Here is a 16,657-nt window from a genome sequence, read left to right on the forward strand (position 1 = left end):
AAATTGTATCACCGGCCCTGCGGCAATGTGAAATATTCAGCCCGGCCCTTGCCCTGGCTCTAGAACTGATACCGCACGGTCAACGCCACCTTGCGCGCCGGGCCATACATGCCCGAGTACCACCAGTCCGACACGGAAGCCGTGTACTGCTTGTCGAACAGGTTGGCCACGTTGACGGTAGCGGACAGCTTGTCGTTGACGTCGTAGCGCGCCATCAGGCTGGCCACCGAGTACGCCTTCTGTTCCCAGTGCAGGGTACTCTTGATCTGCCACGCCTCGATGTCGGAATACACGCGGCTCTGCCAGTTCACGCCGCCGCCCACCGTCAGGCGATGCAGCTCGCCAGGCAGCCGATATGTGGTCCACAGCTTCACCAGATGGCGCGGGAAGGTGGTCTGGATCGCCTTGCCTGCATTGTTTTCCGTCTGGCTGTACGACCACGAGGCCGACACATTCCAGCTTGGCGTGAGGGCGCCCGTCGCTTCCAGGTCGATGCCCTTGGTATCGGCGCCCTTGATGGTGCGGAACGCCGGATCGTTGGAGCCGGGCAGGGTGTGGCCAGGGTCCGATTCGGCCAGGTTTTTCTGGCGGATCAGATACAGCGCGGCGGCCGTGTTCAGGCGGCCATCGAACCAGCCGCTCTTGACGCCCGCTTCAAAGGTCTTGCCTTCGCGCGGCGCCAGCAGCTTGCCGTAGCGGTCTTGCGAGGCTTGCGGCTGGTAGATGGTGGAGTAGCTGGCGTAGGCGCTGTGCGTGGCGTCGATGTCGTACACCAGGCCGCCGTACGGCGTGAAGACGCTGCTGTCCGAGGCCGGCGATGCGCTATAAAATGGCACGGTGGGTGCGTCCGAGATGTAGTTTTCGCTGTAGCGCAGTACTTTTGCCCCTGCGATCATTTTCAGGCGCTCGGACAGCGTAAAGCGGCTGGCCGCGTAGGCGCTGGCCTGGCGGCGCGTGCTGTCGTAAGTGACGAAGGTATCGCCAAACACGGGCGTTGCCATGCGATTCCAGCGGTACAGGTTGACGGGTGTGCCCTGGATGTTCTTGTCGCGGCGGCCATCTGTCGTGCTTTGAAATTCGTTGTAGTCCATGCCCAGTACCAGTTCGTGCTGGCGGCCGAACGCGCTGAACGGGCCGCGCACATTGACGTCCACGCTGTTGACCTGGAGCTGGTAATCGCGGTAGTCGGCGCTCATGCGCAGGCCAGCGCCCGTGGCCTGGTCGGAAAAGGCGCTACTCACGTTCATGAACACGGAGCGTTCTTCCTGCGAGGACTGCACGCGGTTGGCCGAAATTTTCAGCTTCCAGTCGTTCGCCAGCGCGTGTTCCAGGGTGACGAAGAGGTCGGTCGAATTGGTGTCGAAGCGATTCGATTTGGCCGCCGGGCTGAAGGAGCGCGGCAGGTCCGTCATGGCGCCATTGCTGTAGAACAGGGGGAAGCCCAGGTAGGACAGCGAACCATTCGAGCGCTTGCGCTGGTGCGTGACGCCGGCTGTCAGCTTAGTGTCGCTGGACAGGTCCGCCTCGACCACGCCATACAGCACTTTCTTGTCGCGGCTGTAGCCGTCGATCATGCTGTCGCCTTCCTCGTACACCGTCACCAGGCGGCCGCGCACGGTGCGTGCCTCGTTCAGCGGACCCGCGATGTCGGCCATGGCGCGCCGCTCATCGTAGGAGCCCAGCTCGCCCTCGACGGACGCCTGGAACTGCGCCGTCGGCTTCTTGCGCACCATGTTGATGGCGCCCGAGGCATCGCCCGCGCCCGTCATCAGGCCCGAGGCGCCGCGCAGCACTTCGATGCGGTCGTACAGTGCCATGTCGGCCAGGCTTTGCGACGGTATCGCATTGAGGCCCAGGTTTTCCGAATGCGTGCTGACACCATCGAGCTGGTAGTTGGTAATCGCATAGCCGCGCGAAGTAAAGCCGGAGCGTTCGCTGCCCAGCGAGAACAGGGTGATGCCCGGCGTTTGCGCCATGACCTGCGCGATGGTGTTCAGGCCCTGGTCCTGCATGCGCTGCTGCGTGATGACGCTGACCGACTGCGGCGTTTCCCTGATCGACAGGCCCAGCGGCGTGGCCGTGGAAACCGGCAGGGCGGAGACATACGCGCCCGAGCCTTCGGTGGCATCCTGCTGCGCCTTGACCGATACCTCCGGCATCATCGACAGCGCCTCGCCGCCCGCTACGGCATCGGCCTGGCGCAGCACGTAGCTGCCATTGGTGCTGCGCTCGGCCTTCAGGCCGGTGCCGCGCAGCACGCCGTTCAGGGCCGCCAGCACGTCGTGGCGGCCCGTGAGGCCTGCGGAGGTCTTGCCGCGCGTCTGTTCCGGCGTGAAGCTGAGGATGACCCTGGACTGGCTGGCGACCTGGCGCAGCGCCGCCGCCAGGTCGCCGGCCGGCACCTGGAAGTCGAGAGTGGCCGCGGCAGCAGCCGCGCTTTCCTGCGCCAGGGCTGGCGCCTGGGCGTTCAGCAGCAGGGCCGAACCGATAAAGACGAGTTCGATGGCATACGCCATGCGCTTGATGCGCGGCTTGGAATGAATGGCAAGAGACATGGTTACCTTGTGGTGTAGTCGTCAAAAAGAACGTTGCCTACACAGGTCACGCGAGAAACGCAAACGGGTAAGGTTTTTTTGCGGCGGACTTAAAATAAATGCTTAGCGCTGCCGGCGCGCTTCCACCTGCACCCAGTAGCGCGTGCGCAGGCGCACATCGACGGGCAGGGAGTCGGGCAGCGACAGCAGCACGGCGTCCAGGTCGGCCAGCGGGAAGACGCCGGAGATGCGCAGGCCGGCGACGGCATCGTCGCAGCCCAGCAAGCCGTGGCGGTAGCGGCTCAATTCATACAGGAAGTCGCGCAGCGGCATGGCGTCGGCCAGCAGCAAGCCCTGGCGCCAGGCCCAGATGTCGGGCGAGACGGCGTGCGCGGGCAAGACCTGTCGCGCCGTCATGCCGCCGCCCTGGCCCGCATGGATCACGCGGCTGCCGTCGCCATGGCGCGGCGTCAGGCGCACGGCGCCTTCTTCGACGGCGACCAGGGTATTGCCGTCCGCCTGGCGCACCGAGTAGCGCGTGCCCAGCGCCTGGGCGTGGCCATGCGCGGTCTCGACGAGGAAGGGGCGGTAGGGCCGGCCCGTTTCGTGGGCGGTGGCGATGAATACCTCCCCGTGCACCAGTTGCAGCAGCCGTTGCGTGCCGCTGAAGCGGATGTTCACGGCGCTGCGGCTGTTCAGGTGCAGACGGCTGCCGTCGGGCAGGCTCAGCTCGCGGCGCTCGCCCACGCCCGTGGCCATGTCAGCCAGCGCGGCGCGGGCCATGTCGGGTGCGTAGGGCGAGCGCGCGCCGAACCAGCCCGTGATGCCGATGGTCGAAACCCACGCCAGCAGTTGCAGGCTGTTGCGGCGCGAGATGGGCGCGGCAGGACGCCGTGCCAGCGCCGTGCGGCACGCTTGCGCATCGAGTTCGCGCAAGCCGCCGCTGGCGCTTTCGATGTGTTTCCACGCCCGTTCATGGTCGGGGTGCGCCTGGCGCCACGCTTGCCAGGCCGTCTTTTCCGCCGGCGTGGCGACGCCGCTCATCAGGGTGGTTAGCCATTCGGCTGCCTGCATGGCAATGGCCAGGTCGATGGGCTGGCCCAGCGCATACACGGTGGCGGTGCGCATGTCAGGGCGCGGCAAAATCAGGCACGGCAAAAAAGCACAGCAAATTGGCCTTGCTCAGGTATTTTTTGACGGAATGCGTGGTGGTGCCCAGTTCAGCGGCGATCTCGGCGTAGCTCATGCCGTCCAGGTGGGCCAGCAGGAAGGCGGCCCTGGCCTTGGCGGAGAGCTGGTCCAGCGCGCGGTCGATCCGTTGCAGCGATTCGAGCAGGATGGACATCGTTTCCGGCGAGGGCGCGCAGGCTTGCGGCTGATGCCGCAGGGCGTCGAGGTAGGCCCGTTCCAGTTCTTCGCGCCGGCAGTGATTGGCCAGCAGGCGCTTGGCGATGGTAGCCAGGAAGGGGCGCGGCTGCGCGATCCCGGCACTGCTGCGTGCAAGGAAAATCTTGAGGAAGGTATCCTGCGCCAGGTCGCCCGCCAGCCCCGCGTCGTGCAGGCGACGCTTCAGCCAGTGCAGCAACCAGGAGTGGTGCTCGGCATACAGGGCCTGGAAATCGGACGGCGGGGAAGGGGCGGACAGCATGTGCACAGTACAGCTTAATCTAAATGAGAATTGTTCTCATAATAACGCAGCGGCGCACGCCAGGCAATCAGGGAAAACGCGGCGTTGTTGAAATGCGACTGCGCACCCGGGCCGCGTGCGGCAACGGACTTGCGCTTGCGCACGGCAGATGTAAAAGTTTCCTTGGCGCAAGCTTTCATGTGAGAAAATGCGGCTTGTCGATGTGGTGCGGAGCGCAAAATGATGTGGATGGTTGGCGGTGTCCTGGTTCTTTTGGTCGCCAGATTTTTATGGTTGGCCTTTTTTCATCGGGTCAACGCGATGTCGCGCCAGGCTGAACTGATGAACTGGCTCGACATCGGGCGGGTGTCGAATGCCGATGGTGGCAAGGATATTTTGTTGGCGAGAAATGAGCGCGGTGCCCGGATCGACTGGCGCACGGGCGAGGTCTGGTTGATGAATCCCAAGGTAGAGGAGCCGTTTGCCGATTTTCTCGCCGTCGAACGCTGGCTGACTTTGCGCGATATGCCGATGCCGGACAGGCCGGCGCCAGCCGCAGCAGCGGAGCCGGAACCGGCGCCTGAACCCGGCCCCGTGCGTGATACCTTGCCGGCCTTCCAGCAAAAGGTCGATGCTTGCCTGGCCAAGGCGCAGGGTGGCCAGGAATTACTGGAAACCAAGCAGGCCTTCGAGGCGGGCAGCGAGCCTTACCTCGAGGCATCGACTGAACTGAGCAAGACCGCGCTGGAGCTCGATGTCTCGCCGGCGATGGTGGCCACGTTTCATATCAGTGCCTTTGCCGCCCTGGCAGAAACGGCGGGCGCCGACAAGCTGGAAAGAGTGGCGGCCAGCCTGCATGCGGCGGCGAGGCAGATCCGGGCCAGCGTCACTGCGTAAAGGTGGGCCAGGCCTGGAATGAAAAAACCGCTGAATCCCTTGCAGGAGTCAGCGGTTTTTATGTATTGGTTGCGGGGACAGGATTTGAACCTGTGACCTTCGGGTTATGAGCCCGACGAGCTGCCAGACTGCTCCACCCCGCAGGCGAATTATATACGAGTTTGTTGCATTGCGAAAGAGTGGATTGCAACCGAGGGCATTTGCTTTGCATGAGGGGCATTGACATGCTGCGCCGCAATGGAAAAAGCCGCTGATCCCTTTGCAAGAATCAGCGGCTTTCATGTATCTGGTTGCGGGGACAGGATTTGAACCTGTGACCTTCGGGTTATGAGCCCGACGAGCTGCCAGACTGCTCCACCCCGCAGCCGAATTATAGCCGGGTTTGCTGCAATGCGCAATGGCCTGGTTTCAGACTCTCGATTACGCTGCCGCCAGGCGCCACAGCGACGTGATTTCCTTCGAGCGGGCTGCGTGCAGGCTGTCCGTCGTATCTTGCGTGCGCGGGTGCGTGGGTTTCACGTCCAGGCGGTCGATCACTTTCAAACCCGCTTGCGCTATCCATTCGAGCAATTGCGCGCGCGGGCGCAGGCCCAGGTGCTCGGCCAGGTCCGACAGGATCAGCCAGCCTTCGCCGTTTGCTTCCAGGTGATCGGCTAGGCCGGCGAGGAAACCGCGCAGCATGCGGCTGTCCGGATCGTAGACGGCGTATTCGATCGGCGAGCTGGGGCGGGCCGGCAGCCATGGCGGATTGCACACGACCAGCGGCGCGCGGCCGGCAGGGAACAGGTCGGCCTGCACCACGTCGACCTTGTCGAGCAGATCGAGGCGCGCCAGGTTTTCGCGCGCGCAGGACAGGGCACGCGGGTCCTGGTCGGTGGCGACGATGCGTTGGATGCCGCGCTGTGCCAGCACGGCGGCCAGCACGCCCGTGCCGGTGCCGATGTCGAAGGCCAGGCTGGCGCGCGCGGGCAGCGGCGCGTCGGCCACCAGGCCCACGTATTCACCGCGAATCGGCGCGAACACGCCGTAATGCGGGTGGATGCGCTGGCCCAGGGCCGGCAGTTCCACGCCCGTGCGGCGCCATTCGTGCGCGCCAATCAGGCCCAGCAGCTCGCGCAGCGAGGCGACGAACGCTTCTTCGCCACGGCCATACGCCTCATTGCACGCCAGTTTCACGTCCGGTGCGCGGCGCAGCGGGATCGTGTAGTCGGCGTCAAAAGGCAGCAGCAGCATGGCCAGGGTGCGGGCGCGCTGCGACTGGGCCTGGCGGTGCAAGTGAAACGCTTCTGTGGCGGATGGCTCGGGTTGCGCCAGCTTGGCGGCCTTGGCTTTTTTGCTTGGTTTGTCGTTCTTGTGGTCGGCGCGCCGCGCCAGCGCCTGCAGCAACTGGCGCGCGTTCTGGAAGTCGCCGCGCCACAGCATGGCAGTGCCTTCGCAGGCCAGGCGGTAAGCCTGGTCGGCCGTCGTGCGGTCATCGGCGATGACGACGCGCTTGGGCGGCGGCATGCCGCTTTCCGAGCGCCAGCGGGCCGAATGCTCGGCGCCGTTTTCGCTCCAGTGGATCTGCGGATGAACGGTAGGTGAAGAGGTGTCGGACATGGGATTCAATCGATAGAAGGGGGCGCGCGGCATGGTCGCCTGCGCAGGCCGTCTTCCATTATACGTCGCTGGCCGTGCCGTCAGCGCTGTCCGTGCCATAGGCGAGTGCCAGCGCGCGGGCGCGCGCCTGGTCTGCGGGCGTGGTTTCCACGGTTTTTTTGGCGGCCTCGGCGGTATTGTCCGGCTGCACCAGCTTGAGCAAACGCAAACTCAGGCTGCCCGCCAGCTCGCCATCCTTGCCGCTGGCGCTGGCGCCGTCGGACGTGCCCTGATAGAGATTGCTTTGCAATTGCTGGCCCAGCAGCTTGAACAGGTCGTGCAGATTGCCGGCGAAGGTCGTGGCGGGCAACTCTTTGGCGGGCAGGGCGGCGTCATCGGATGGCGGAACTTCCTGCGCATCATCTTGCGTTTGCACAAACGCGCCCGCACTGATGTTCGATTGATATTGCACTTCCAGTTCGAAGTCGAAGGTCTGGCCATCGGCCGTGGTGATCTTGCCCTTGCCGATGAAATGCGCGTTTTCATCGAGGCTGAAGGCGGCGGCGCGGCTGCTGCTGCCGGCGCCCGAAACGCTGGCACTGCCGCTGCTGAAGCTGGAACCGGCTTGCAGGTCGACCGAATCGAAGGCGACAGTAGCGCCGTCGCCGAACAGCTGGCGCGTCATGTTGCCTAGAAAGTCTTGCGCCACATCGACGGTGGCGTTGCCCAGCGCATCGGTCCGTTGCGCGAGTCCCTTGGCCGACAGGTCCAGGCCGTTTTTTGACAGGGCCACCACATCTTGCGCCGTGCGCTGCATCAGGGGCGAGCCGGCCAGGCCGGACGCGCCGGCGCCCGCTTTTTGCGGCGCTTGCCCTGCCAGGGGTGTGGCGGCAGGCTGGCGGGAGCCGGAAACGAGGGCGGGAAGCTGGGACATGAACAAATTCCGAATGAGCAAGTACTCAGTTAACGGCATTCGTGTCCCATTCTTTAACCATTAGTGGTGGTGCGCCCAGTTACCGTCTGCCGATTCCAGGTAAGACTTGACAGCATCGGCCTGGCCCGTGGCGTGACGCTTGAGTTCGCCGCATGCGCAAATGCCCTGGTACGGCTGGATATGCGAGCAGGCGGAGACTTTTTGCAGATAGACCTGCATGGATTTGTGACATTTTACGCACTTGAAGGTGAGGCTGCGGGCGGCTTTCATTGGTTTCCTTGAACTGTTGCGGGGCGTAGGCGGTGCCTGCGCGAAGGCGGCGATTTTAACGCACTCTGGCCATCGTTACACGTTGTTGCATCTGCGCCACGCGCAGGTCAACTGAATCCGCGCCATGACGTTGAACGTATATAGGAGGTCGTCTGACCGCCGTTGAAGAGGTAGCACCATGGAAAAGCATGACAAGGAAAAGCCTGTACAGCCCGCCAAGGAGCTGGTCAGGAAGTGGCTGAAAGCGGAGCTGGCACAACGCCGGCCTCCACCTGACCCCGAGCAGATCCGCCGCGAGCTGGGCTGGGATATGCTCAAGCTGTGCCGCGAACCTGTGCCACGCTAGCGGTTTACAACGCCTGACAAAACCGTAGCGAGCGGAAGTGGGTTGTGGTTGAGACGCGGAACTGTGCGAATGTACGGGGGCGCCGAGCCAGTGAGCATCGGAAACCGCGACCCGCGACGCGCAGTAGGTTTTGACAGGTGTTCTCAGCGCACCGTCACCACGCTCTTACCGCCAGACCCCGGCTGCACGAGGATGCGGGTGGCGATGCGTTCTGTCATTTCCTGGACGTGCGAGATGACGCCCACCTTGCGTCCCATCGCTTGCAGGCCGTCGAGCGCATCCATGGCCACGCGCAGGGTTTCCGTGTCCAGGCTGCCGAAGCCTTCGTCGATGAACAGCGATTCCACGCGCACCCGGTTCGAGGACAGCGAGGCCAGGCCCAGCGCCAGGGCCAGCGAGACGAGGAACGATTCGCCGCCCGACAGCGAGTGCACGGAGCGCAGCTCGCCGCCCATGTCCTGGTCGCGCACCATCAGGCCCAGCGACGGCTTGTCCGGATTGTCGATGCGTTCCAGCTGATAGCGGCGCGCCAGATGCTGCAAATGCGCATTCGCATAGCCGAGCAGCACTTCCAGCGTGAATTGCTGCGCGTAGTTGCGAAATTTCTTGCCGTCGGCCGAGCCGATCAATTCATCCAGGCTGGCCCAGCGCCGCTCGATGACGGCTTGCGCCTCGATTTGCGCCAGCATCGCTTGCGCGCTGTGGCGCCTGGCGTCGTCCTGCGCGATGGCCAGGCGTAACCGCGTCGCTTCCTGGTTGGCTGCCTGGCGTTCCTGCACCAGCGCGTCGAGCGCCACCTGCAGCGCGGCCTCGTCCATTTCCATCGCTTCCGGCGGCTGCTGCACATGCGCGGCCAGCTGCTGCCGGCGTTCGGCCAGCACGGAAACGGCCGCCGTGTGGCGGTCGGCGATCACTTGCAGGGCGTCGCGTTCGGCGCGCATGGCGTCCGGCGCGATTGCCAGGTGCGCGCGCAAGCCGGCCATGTCGGCGGGCGCGTGAGCAGGATGGGCAAGCTGGAACTGGCGCAGCCAGTCGTGCAGCGCGGCGGTGGCGCCGTGTTCCTGTTCACGCAAGGCGGTCACGCGCTGCGACAGCTGCGCGCACGCTTCGTCCAGGCGTGTGCGCGCTTGGCTGGCCGATTGCGCCGCCGTTTGCTGCTGCGCCAGTTGATCTTTTGCACGCGCGATGGCGCCTGCCAGCGCGCCTTCCACCTCGGTCACGGCTTGGCCCTGCCATAGCGCGTTGCGCCCGGCTTGCAGTGTCGTGCGCTGTTTGTCGGCGGCGGCAAAGGCGGCGTGGGTCTCCTGCGCCGTTTGCTGCGCCTTGCCGGCGGCCAGCAGCGCCGCGTCCAGCTGCGCGGCCAGGGTGACCAGCGCGTGGCCGCGGTGGTCCTGGTCCGCCTGCTGTTTCAGCCATTGCCGGCTTTCCGTTTCGCGCGCGGCGCGGAAGGCGGCCGGGCCGGCGCGCCAGCTGTCTTTCCAGTCCTCGGCGCCGTCGGCGTCGGCGAACGCGCCATCGAGCTGCGCCAGCAAGGCATCGAGCGCGGCGCGCGCCGTCTCGCCCTTGTCGGCGTTGCCCGCTTGCTGCGCCTGCAGTTGCGCCAGCCGCGCTTGGGCATCGGCGACGGTGCTGGTGCAGCGCGCGTGTTCGCTGGACGCCAGTTCATGCGCCGCCTGCGCCTGCTCGCGCCGCGCGCCGGACTGGCGCAGCGCCGTTTCCTGCTGCGCCAGCGCCTGCAAACCGGCCGCATTCGCCGCCAGCTGCTGCGTGAACCAGTCCGCGCGCTGATTTGAGGGCGGCAGTTGTAACGTGTCCGCATACGGCCGCCACTGCGCGTCTAGGGCGGCGATGGCGGGCGGCAGGGCCGCTAGTTCGGCATCCGTTTGCGCCTGCTCGCGCGCCGTCGCTGCCAGCGCCGCCCTGTGCGTGGCCAGTTGTTCCACATTGCCGCGCGCTTGCGAGCGGCAAGCCAGCACCTCATCTTGCAAGCTGGCCAGCATCGCCTGCAAGGCGTCATCGGCGTGGCTATACGGGTGTTCCAGCGCGCCGCAGACGGGGCAGGGCTGCTCGTCCTGCAAGGTGGCGCGCAGCTGCTCGACGCTGGCCGCGCATGCCGCTTCCGCGCCCTTCAAGGATTTTTCCGCCTGCGCCAGGCGCGCTTCCAGCAGCGGCGTTTGCGCCGCTGCTGCCGCCAAAGCCGTACTTTCCGTTTGCGCGGCCTGCGCCAGCTGGGCTGCCCTGGCTTGCCAGTGCGCCAGCGTCTGCTGCTGGCGTGCCAGTTCGCTCCAGGTTTTTTCCGCGCTGGTCAAGATGCGCGCGTGCGCCTCCAGCTGGCCGCGCTGTTCCTGCAGCGCCTGGCCATCGATGGCTTGTACGGCTGCCTGCGCCTCGCGCCGCTGCGCATCGCGCACGGCCAGCGCGGCAGCGGCGCTGGCCAGCGCCGCTTGCGCCGCCTGCGTGGCGTCAAAGGCCAGGCGCACCTGCTGCGCCGATTCGGCCATGCTGGCGTCGGCCGCATCGGCTTGCGCGGCCGCTTGTCCTGCCTGGGCAAACAATTGATCCCACAACTGCCAGGCTTGCGCCAGTGCCTGCCACTGCTGGTGCGATGCCAGCCACAGACGGCCCGCTTCCTGTTCCGCCTGCGCGGCGTGCTGGCGCTGTTGCAGTGCCTGCAGCGTGCTGCGCGCCGCCTCGTTGGCCTGGTCGGCGGCCTGCGCGGCCTGCCGTGCCTGGCCATGCGCGGGCAGTTGCGCCAGGATGCCGGCGTCGAGCGCCTTGGCTTGATCGAGCAGGGGCGCCGCATCGCGCTGCGCCGCTTCACTGGCCAGCAAGGCCGCCGTCGCCAGCTGCACGGCCTGCGCCAGTTGCGCTTCGGCGGCGACGGCTTGCGTCGCCTGCACGCGCGACGCTTCCAGTGCGGCGCCGCTGCCGGCGATGTCGCTGGCCAGGCGCGCCACCTCGTCGATCAGGGGCCGCGCCGGCTGTAGTAATTCCCATTGCGCCAGCGCCGCGCGGCGTTCTTGCGCAGCGGCGCGTTCGGCATCCGCGCTATCGAGCGCCTCTTGCGCGGCCGTCACCTGGGTTTGCAGCTTGTGCGTCTCCTGGTGCCAGCGCTGCTGCAATTCCAGCACCGCCTTGCGCAGGTCGATGTGTTGCAGCGTGGTGTCGGCCGCGCCGCACAGCGCCTCGGTGTCGCTGCGCTCTTGCGGCGACAAGGGCCGCTGGTCGGCCAGTTTTTCGCCCAGGCGTTCGAGGATCTGCTTTTCCTTCTTTGCCCGCTCGAAGGCGCGCATGGAAATGTCGGTATAGATGCTGCTGCCCGTCAGAGTTTCCAGCAATTCACCCCGTTCATTGTCTTCCGTCTTGAGGAAGGTGGAAAACTCGTTCTGCGCCAGCAGCACGGCGCGCGTAAACTGGTCGAAGGACAGGCCGATGCGCTTTTCGATCTCTTCCTTGACTTCCGTCTTGGTGCCGCCGATGGGCTGCAGCGCGGGCAGCTGGTGCAAGCTCATGGCGGTCGCCTGCAGCGCCCCTTCGGCCCGGGTGCGCGAGCGGCGCACGCTCCAGCGCGCGCGGTAGCTGGCGCCGTCGTTGCCGACAAAGTCCACTTGCGCGTAGCCGTCCGGCGTGCCGCGGCGCAGCAGGGTGCGCGTATCCTGGGCGTTGACGGTCTCCTTGCCCACGTCGGGCAGGGCGCTGCCCCGTCCCAGCACTTTCAGCAGGCGCGGCGTGGCGTCGTACAGGGCCAGGCACAGGGCGTCGAGCAGGGTGCTCTTGCCCGCGCCCGTGGGGCCGCTGATGGCGAACAGGCCGGCGGACGCCAGCGGCTCCTGCTGGAAGTCGACTTCAAATTCGCCGGCCAGCGAGGCCAGGTTCTTACCGCTGATTTTCAGGATTTTCATGGTTTTTCAGGAGCAGTCAGGCGCCGGGCAGCAGCAGTTCGGCCAGCGCCGAGAGGAGTTCGGGTGGCGCTTCCTTGGCGTATTTTTGCTGATACAGGCGGCGGAAGATGTCGTCGGGCTGCAGCTGGCCCAATTGGTCGAGCGTCATGTTCTCGGGAGTGCTGCTACGCGCGGCGCTCGACGTTTCGATCTTTGCCAGGCGTACCGGCTTGCCATCGAGCGCCGTTTCGATGCGCGTGCGCAGGCCCGGCTCGGGCGCATCGAGGCGCACGCGCACTTCCAGGAACGGTTGCGCTTCGGCCGGTGCGTCAGGCACGTCGAGGGCCGCCAGCTGCGCCAGCACTTCGGCTATCGGCGCCGGTGTGGCGGGCACGCGCAAGAGGGGCACGGCGCGCGGTACCTCGATGGCGCGCACCGACTGCAGCGTTTCGCCGTCGATATCGAGGCACAGCACCTGGTGGCGGTAGTTCACTTCGGCAAACGACAGGGGGATCGGGCTGCCGCAGTAGCGGATATGTTCCTGGCCGCCGACGGCCTGCGCCTTGTGCAAATGGCCCAGCGCCGCATACGCGATGGACGTATCAAAAATCCCCGACGGCAGCATCTCGGTGCCGCCGATGACGATGCGGCGTTCAGAATCGTTCGACATTTCGCCGCCCACCATGTGGCAGTGGCCCATGGCAAGGATGGCTTGCCCCGGCTGGCGGCGCGCCAGCGCCAGGTCCGTCAATTGACGGTACAGCAGGGCGATGCCGCCCAGGTAGGCATCCTGGGTGTCGCCGGCGGGCAGCTTCGGCACGTCGCCGGGGCGCAAAAAGGGCACGGCCAGGCACCAGGCCTGCACCTGCCCATCGGCGCCCGACAGTGGCAGCAGCAGGCGCTCCAGGTCGATGTCGCCATCCTCGCCGCGCAGCAAATGGCCGATGACGTGCGTGCCGTGCGCGGCCAGCAGGGGGCCGGGCGCTTCCAGCCGTCCGGCCGAATCGTGGTTGCCGGCGACGACGATCAGCTGCAGCGCGGGCAGGCGCGCGCGCGCCTGCTGCAGGAACACGTACAGCTGCTTTTGCGAGGCGGCCGACGGGTTGGCATTGTCAAACACGTCGCCTGCCACCAGCAGCACGTCGACGCGTTCGGCCACGAGCGTGTCGAGCAGCCAGTCGAGGAAGCGCTGGTGTTCGTAGCCCCGTTCATAGTTGTGCAGGGTCTGGCCCAGATGCCAGTCGGAAGTGTGCAGCAGGCGCATGGTGGGGCAAGGGTAGGGAAGACAGGCGCCAATATAGCAGGAATGATCGGGGTCAGACCCGTTGGGGGCAGGTTTCCTGGTAGGGAACTTGCCGATCGCGAAGCGACTGACCCCAGCCTTCAGTTGGGCTTGCCCTAAACCATCAAGCCGTCAATGCGCCGGCTCTGTACGTGTTACGTCCATCCTGCTTGGCCTGGTACAGCAGCACGTCGGCGCGCTGCAGCAGCACGGCAGGGGGGATGTCTTCGTCGCGGTAGAAGGCCAGGCCGATGCTGGCGGAAATGCGCACGCTGATGCCATCGAGTTCGAACGGTTGCTGCATGGCGGTGACGATCTTTTCCGCCAGCGCGGCCGCGTCCTCGGGCCGGGCGATCTGTTCCATGATGATGGTGAATTCGTCGCCGCCCAGGCGGGCGATGATGTCGGTGACGCGCATGGTCTGCGTCAGGCGCTGGGCGAAGGCGCGCAGCAGGGCGTCGCCGGTGCCGTGGCCATGTGTGTCGTTGACGGGCTTGAAGCGGTCGATATCCATGTACATGACGGCCATCAGGTGCTGTTGCTGGCGACTGGCGTGCATGGCGTCGCTGAGTTTTTGCTGGAAGCCGGCACGGTTCGACAAGCCGGTCAGCACATCGACCTGGGCCAGCTGCAGCAAGCGCTGTTTTTCGCGCTTTTGCACGGTGATATCCTGGCGCATCACGTGAAAACCCGCCACCTGCAGCTTGTCTTCGCCGATCTGCGGAATGTAGATCACTTCCAGGCAGCGCTCGATGCCTTCTTTTTCATCGTCCTCTTCAAAACTCAGGGTTTCACCCGCCAGCACGCGCTCGATATACGGCGCCACCGTGCGGTAGCGCGCCTCGCCGACGGTTTCGCGCACGCTGCAGCCCAGCGCTTGCCGACCCGTCAGGCCGAATTCGCGCTCATAGGCGATGTTCAGGAAGCGGTAGACCTGGTCGGCGTCGATGTAGGCGATCATGGCCGGCAAGGTGTCGGCGATGGTGCGCAGGCGCGCTTCGCTCTCCAGCAGCGCCACTTCCGATTCGCGCAAGGTGGTGATGTCGTCCAGGCTGCCCACGTAGCCATCGATCTGGCCGTCGATGAGGATGGGGGCAATTTTGACGGAGACCCAGACCAGCCTGCCGTCGGGTTGCAGGCAGCGCAAGGTGGACTGGAAAGGCGCGTGGCTGCGCTTGAGCTGTTCCAGCGCCACGTGCATCAGCGGATAGTCGTCCGGGTGCAGGGCGCTGGTCCAGCCGGCGCCCAGGGCGGCGGCGCGCGGCAGGCCCGTGATCGATTCGAAGGTGCGGTTGACGTAGGTGCAGCGGCGCTGGCGGTCCAGGCGCACCAGCCCGAGTGGCGAGGCGTCGTTGACGGCGGCCAGCTCCGCCTGTTTCTGGCGCAGTTCCAGTTCCTGCTGGCGGCGCTGCGAGACATCCTCGGCGATGCACAGGATATGTTCGATCTGCTGGCGCTCGTCGAACACGGGCACGGAAACGGCGCGTAGGTAGCGCAGGCTGCCATCGCGCAGGCGCAGGGGCTTTTCCGTATGGTCGATGACGCCGCGCTCGGCCAGGATGGCGCGGTCGTCCTCGGCATCGTGCAGGCCGAAGCCGGGCGGAAAGGCCTGGCAATCGGTCTTGCCGATGACGTCGGCGGCCAGGTGGCCGGTGATGTCCTCGGCCGCCTTGTTCCACACTTCCATCTGGCCGAAGTTTTCGGGACGCGCGCTTTTCACGTAGACCAGCACCGGCAAATGGTCGATCAGCGACTGCAGGAAGCTGCGGTTATCCTGCAACGCCAGTTCGTCGTGCTTGCGCGCGCTGATGTCGCGCGAGGTGACGGCCACGCCATCGGCGATCGGCACCACCTGGTGGCGCAGCCAGCGCGTGCCGCCCGAGGCCAGCGTCAGCTCGAATTCATCTTCCAGCGGCTGGCCCGTTTCCATCACCAGCACGAAGCGCTTGAAAAAACGCTCGCCGCGCAGCAGCGGCACCTGCGGCAGCACGCGCTGGCCCAGCAGTTCGGAGCGTGGCTTGCCCAGCATGTCGGCGGCCCGCTCGTTGACGTCGGCGAAGATGAAGTCTTCCACCGGCTTGCCCGGCGCGGGGCGCCAGGCCTTCAGCAGCAGCACGGCATCGAGGCTGCCCTGGTGCGCCGCGCGCAACAGGGCCTGCGTTTCCTTGGCCTGGCGGATGCTGCGGCGCAGGCGCGCACTCTGGCGCATCAGCAGGCCCGTAAAGCCGGCAATGAGCACGCTGGCGGCGAGCAGCGCGCCGACATACGTCAGGCGGCGCTGTTCGAAGCGTGCCAGGGCGACGGCGCGGCTGACGCCTACCACGGCCAGCAGCGGGTAACGCGGCAGTTCGCGGTAGCTGTAGATGCGCGCCGTCGCGTCGACGGGTGGCTCGATCAGCAGTTCTTCGGGCGCGTGTTGTGGTGGTCCCGGCATGCGGAAGTCGATGCGGTCGCTGAGGATGCGCTGTTCGCCGATGCGCCCCACCGTCAGGCCGCTGTCGCGCGCCACCAGCATCAGCGCGCCCTGTTCATCGAGGTCCAGGCGGTCGTAATCGTCGACAAAATAGGTCGGGTCGACGTGGATGATGATGGCGCCGGCAAAGCGGCCCTGGGCATCGTTCAGGCGGCGCGCCAGGCGGATGGTCCAGTGCTTGCTGGCCGCGTCGAGCATGGGCGTATCGACCATGGCCGTGTCGGATGCATTGGCGGCCAGCGCCCTGAAAAATGCCTGGCTGGCCAGGTTCTCCGGCCAATACGCATTGGCGCTGTCGATCACATTGCCATGCGCGTCGATGAGGGCGATCGGCAAGGCCAGCTTCGACGGCAGCACGCTGTCGAGCAGACCCTGGCGGCGCGTGAATTCATTCAGGCGCAGGCCGCCCTCCGTTTCCTCGTATTTGAGCTTGAACAATTGCGTGGCGTGATCGGTCTGGCGCAGGGTGAAACTGGTATGGTCAGCCAGGGTGCGCGCCAGCGACTGACTGACGGCCACGGCGTCGCGCACGGCGCTGGCGCGCTCCTGGCCCATCTGGTAAAAGACGGCCGCCCACAGCGCCAGCAGCAAGATGAGCGCGAACAGGGGCACCAGGCTGAGACGGTACAGGCGGCGGGCAAGGCGTTGCAGGGGTCTTGTTATCGCTATCACGGGCGCTTGCAGGCTAGAGTCATGGAAAAGGGGAACGTGGAGGAGCGGCGTGGCGCGCATGATAGCCGATTCGACCTGCTTGCGCTGCGCCCTGTTGCTGTCCTCATCGTCCGTTCGTAGTCTGTCGCTGGTCCTATTCTGCGTTAATTCTGCGTTAAATCAA

12 protein-coding genes and 2 tRNA genes are annotated in these 16,657 nt (G+C 65.9%); 2 read left to right on the plus strand and 12 right to left on the minus strand.

Annotated features, from left to right (window positions below):
- Window positions 1–59: 59 nt before the first annotated feature.
- From ACP7EG_RS20390 to ACP7EG_RS20405, 4 genes are all read right to left on the minus strand, one after another.
- Complete coding sequence (locus ACP7EG_RS20390) at window positions 60–2,555, minus strand: TonB-dependent siderophore receptor (protein WP_426089058.1); 2,496 nt, start codon at window positions 2,553–2,555, stop codon at window positions 60–62.
- Between the two features lie 102 nt (window positions 2,556–2,657).
- Window positions 2,658–3,662: a FecR domain-containing protein gene (locus ACP7EG_RS20395; RefSeq protein ID WP_426089059.1), complete on the minus strand. Its 1,005-nt coding sequence runs from the start codon at window positions 3,660–3,662 to the stop codon at window positions 2,658–2,660.
- Window position 3,663: 1 nt separating this feature from the next.
- Complete coding sequence (locus ACP7EG_RS20400; RefSeq protein WP_426089060.1) at window positions 3,664–4,182, minus strand: sigma-70 family RNA polymerase sigma factor; 519 nt, start codon at window positions 4,180–4,182, stop codon at window positions 3,664–3,666.
- A 14-nt stretch (window positions 4,183–4,196) separates the two neighbouring features.
- On the minus strand, window positions 4,197–4,361 hold the full coding sequence (locus ACP7EG_RS20405; RefSeq protein WP_426089061.1) for a hypothetical protein: 165 nt from the start codon (window positions 4,359–4,361) through the stop codon (window positions 4,197–4,199).
- A gap of 142 nt (window positions 4,362–4,503) precedes the next feature.
- Here ACP7EG_RS20405 and ACP7EG_RS20410 point away from each other — a divergent pair, with 142 nt between their 5' ends.
- Window positions 4,504–5,058 carry a hypothetical protein gene (locus ACP7EG_RS20410; RefSeq protein ID WP_426089062.1) on the plus strand — a complete coding sequence of 185 codons (555 nt, stop codon included), beginning with the start codon at window positions 4,504–4,506 and terminating at the stop codon, window positions 5,056–5,058.
- A gap of 66 nt (window positions 5,059–5,124) precedes the next feature.
- Here the strand turns inward: ACP7EG_RS20410 and ACP7EG_RS20415 are convergent.
- The 5 genes from ACP7EG_RS20415 to ACP7EG_RS20435 all read right to left on the minus strand — a co-directional run bounded on the left by ACP7EG_RS20415 (window position 5,125) and on the right by ACP7EG_RS20435 (window position 7,840).
- A tRNA-Met gene (locus ACP7EG_RS20415) sits at window positions 5,125–5,201 on the minus strand.
- Between the two features lie 144 nt (window positions 5,202–5,345).
- Window positions 5,346–5,422: transfer RNA gene (locus ACP7EG_RS20420), tRNA-Met, on the minus strand.
- Window positions 5,423–5,478: 56 nt separating this feature from the next.
- The gene (locus ACP7EG_RS20425) at window positions 5,479–6,657 is read right to left on the minus strand and encodes a methyltransferase (RefSeq protein WP_426089063.1); all 1,179 of its coding nucleotides are present in this window, start codon (window positions 6,655–6,657) and stop codon (window positions 5,479–5,481) included.
- 58 nt (window positions 6,658–6,715) lie between these two features.
- On the minus strand, window positions 6,716–7,570 hold the full coding sequence (locus ACP7EG_RS20430; protein ID WP_426089064.1) for a hypothetical protein: 855 nt from the start codon (window positions 7,568–7,570) through the stop codon (window positions 6,716–6,718).
- A gap of 60 nt (window positions 7,571–7,630) precedes the next feature.
- Window positions 7,631–7,840: a hypothetical protein gene (locus tag ACP7EG_RS20435; RefSeq protein ID WP_099759861.1), complete on the minus strand. Its 210-nt coding sequence runs from the start codon at window positions 7,838–7,840 to the stop codon at window positions 7,631–7,633.
- Between the two features lie 178 nt (window positions 7,841–8,018).
- Here ACP7EG_RS20435 and ACP7EG_RS20440 point away from each other — a divergent pair, with 178 nt between their 5' ends.
- A complete protein-coding gene (locus ACP7EG_RS20440; RefSeq protein ID WP_426089065.1) occupies window positions 8,019–8,186 on the plus strand; it encodes a hypothetical protein in 168 nt (55 codons plus the stop codon).
- Between the two features lie 143 nt (window positions 8,187–8,329).
- On the opposite strand, the gene ACP7EG_RS20445 is transcribed toward ACP7EG_RS20440, so the two are convergent.
- The 3 genes from ACP7EG_RS20445 to ACP7EG_RS20455 form a co-directional block, all read right to left on the minus strand.
- On the minus strand, window positions 8,330–12,088 hold the full coding sequence (locus ACP7EG_RS20445; RefSeq protein ID WP_426089066.1) for an AAA family ATPase: 3,759 nt from the start codon (window positions 12,086–12,088) through the stop codon (window positions 8,330–8,332).
- Window positions 12,089–12,104: 16 nt separating this feature from the next.
- Entirely contained in the window at window positions 12,105–13,331 is a 1,227-nt protein-coding gene (locus ACP7EG_RS20450; protein ID WP_426089067.1) for an exonuclease SbcCD subunit D C-terminal domain-containing protein, read from the minus strand.
- A 142-nt stretch (window positions 13,332–13,473) separates the two neighbouring features.
- Window positions 13,474–16,494, minus strand: a complete 3,021-nt coding sequence (locus ACP7EG_RS20455) for a PAS domain-containing protein (RefSeq protein ID WP_426089068.1) — start codon at window positions 16,492–16,494, stop codon at window positions 13,474–13,476.
- Between the last annotated feature and the right edge of the window lie 163 nt (window positions 16,495–16,657).

Origin of the sequence: Janthinobacterium sp. PSPC1-1, from assembly GCF_049897625.1 — a bacterium.
In the GTDB taxonomy this organism is placed as follows: domain Bacteria; phylum Pseudomonadota; class Gammaproteobacteria; order Burkholderiales; family Burkholderiaceae_D; genus Janthinobacterium; species Janthinobacterium tructae.

Coding starts and splice junctions, on each gene's coding strand:
- ACP7EG_RS20390 (WP_426089058.1), bottom strand. CDS start 2,555: ATGTCTCTTGCCATTCATTCCAAGCCGCGCATCAAGCGCATGGCGTAT.
- ACP7EG_RS20395 (WP_426089059.1), bottom strand. CDS start 3,662: ATGCGCACCGCCACCGTGTATGCGCTGGGCCAGCCCATCGACCTGGCC.
- ACP7EG_RS20400 (WP_426089060.1), bottom strand. CDS start 4,182: ATGCTGTCCGCCCCTTCCCCGCCGTCCGATTTCCAGGCCCTGTATGCC.
- ACP7EG_RS20405 (WP_426089061.1), bottom strand. CDS start 4,361: ATGAAAGCTTGCGCCAAGGAAACTTTTACATCTGCCGTGCGCAAGCGC.
- ACP7EG_RS20410 (WP_426089062.1), top strand. CDS start 4,504: ATGAACTGGCTCGACATCGGGCGGGTGTCGAATGCCGATGGTGGCAAG.
- ACP7EG_RS20425 (WP_426089063.1), bottom strand. CDS start 6,657: ATGTCCGACACCTCTTCACCTACCGTTCATCCGCAGATCCACTGGAGC.
- ACP7EG_RS20430 (WP_426089064.1), bottom strand. CDS start 7,570: ATGTCCCAGCTTCCCGCCCTCGTTTCCGGCTCCCGCCAGCCTGCCGCC.
- ACP7EG_RS20435 (WP_099759861.1), bottom strand. CDS start 7,840: ATGAAAGCCGCCCGCAGCCTCACCTTCAAGTGCGTAAAATGTCACAAA.
- ACP7EG_RS20440 (WP_426089065.1), top strand. CDS start 8,019: ATGGAAAAGCATGACAAGGAAAAGCCTGTACAGCCCGCCAAGGAGCTG.
- ACP7EG_RS20445 (WP_426089066.1), bottom strand. CDS start 12,088: ATGAAAATCCTGAAAATCAGCGGTAAGAACCTGGCCTCGCTGGCCGGC.
- ACP7EG_RS20450 (WP_426089067.1), bottom strand. CDS start 13,331: ATGCGCCTGCTGCACACTTCCGACTGGCATCTGGGCCAGACCCTGCAC.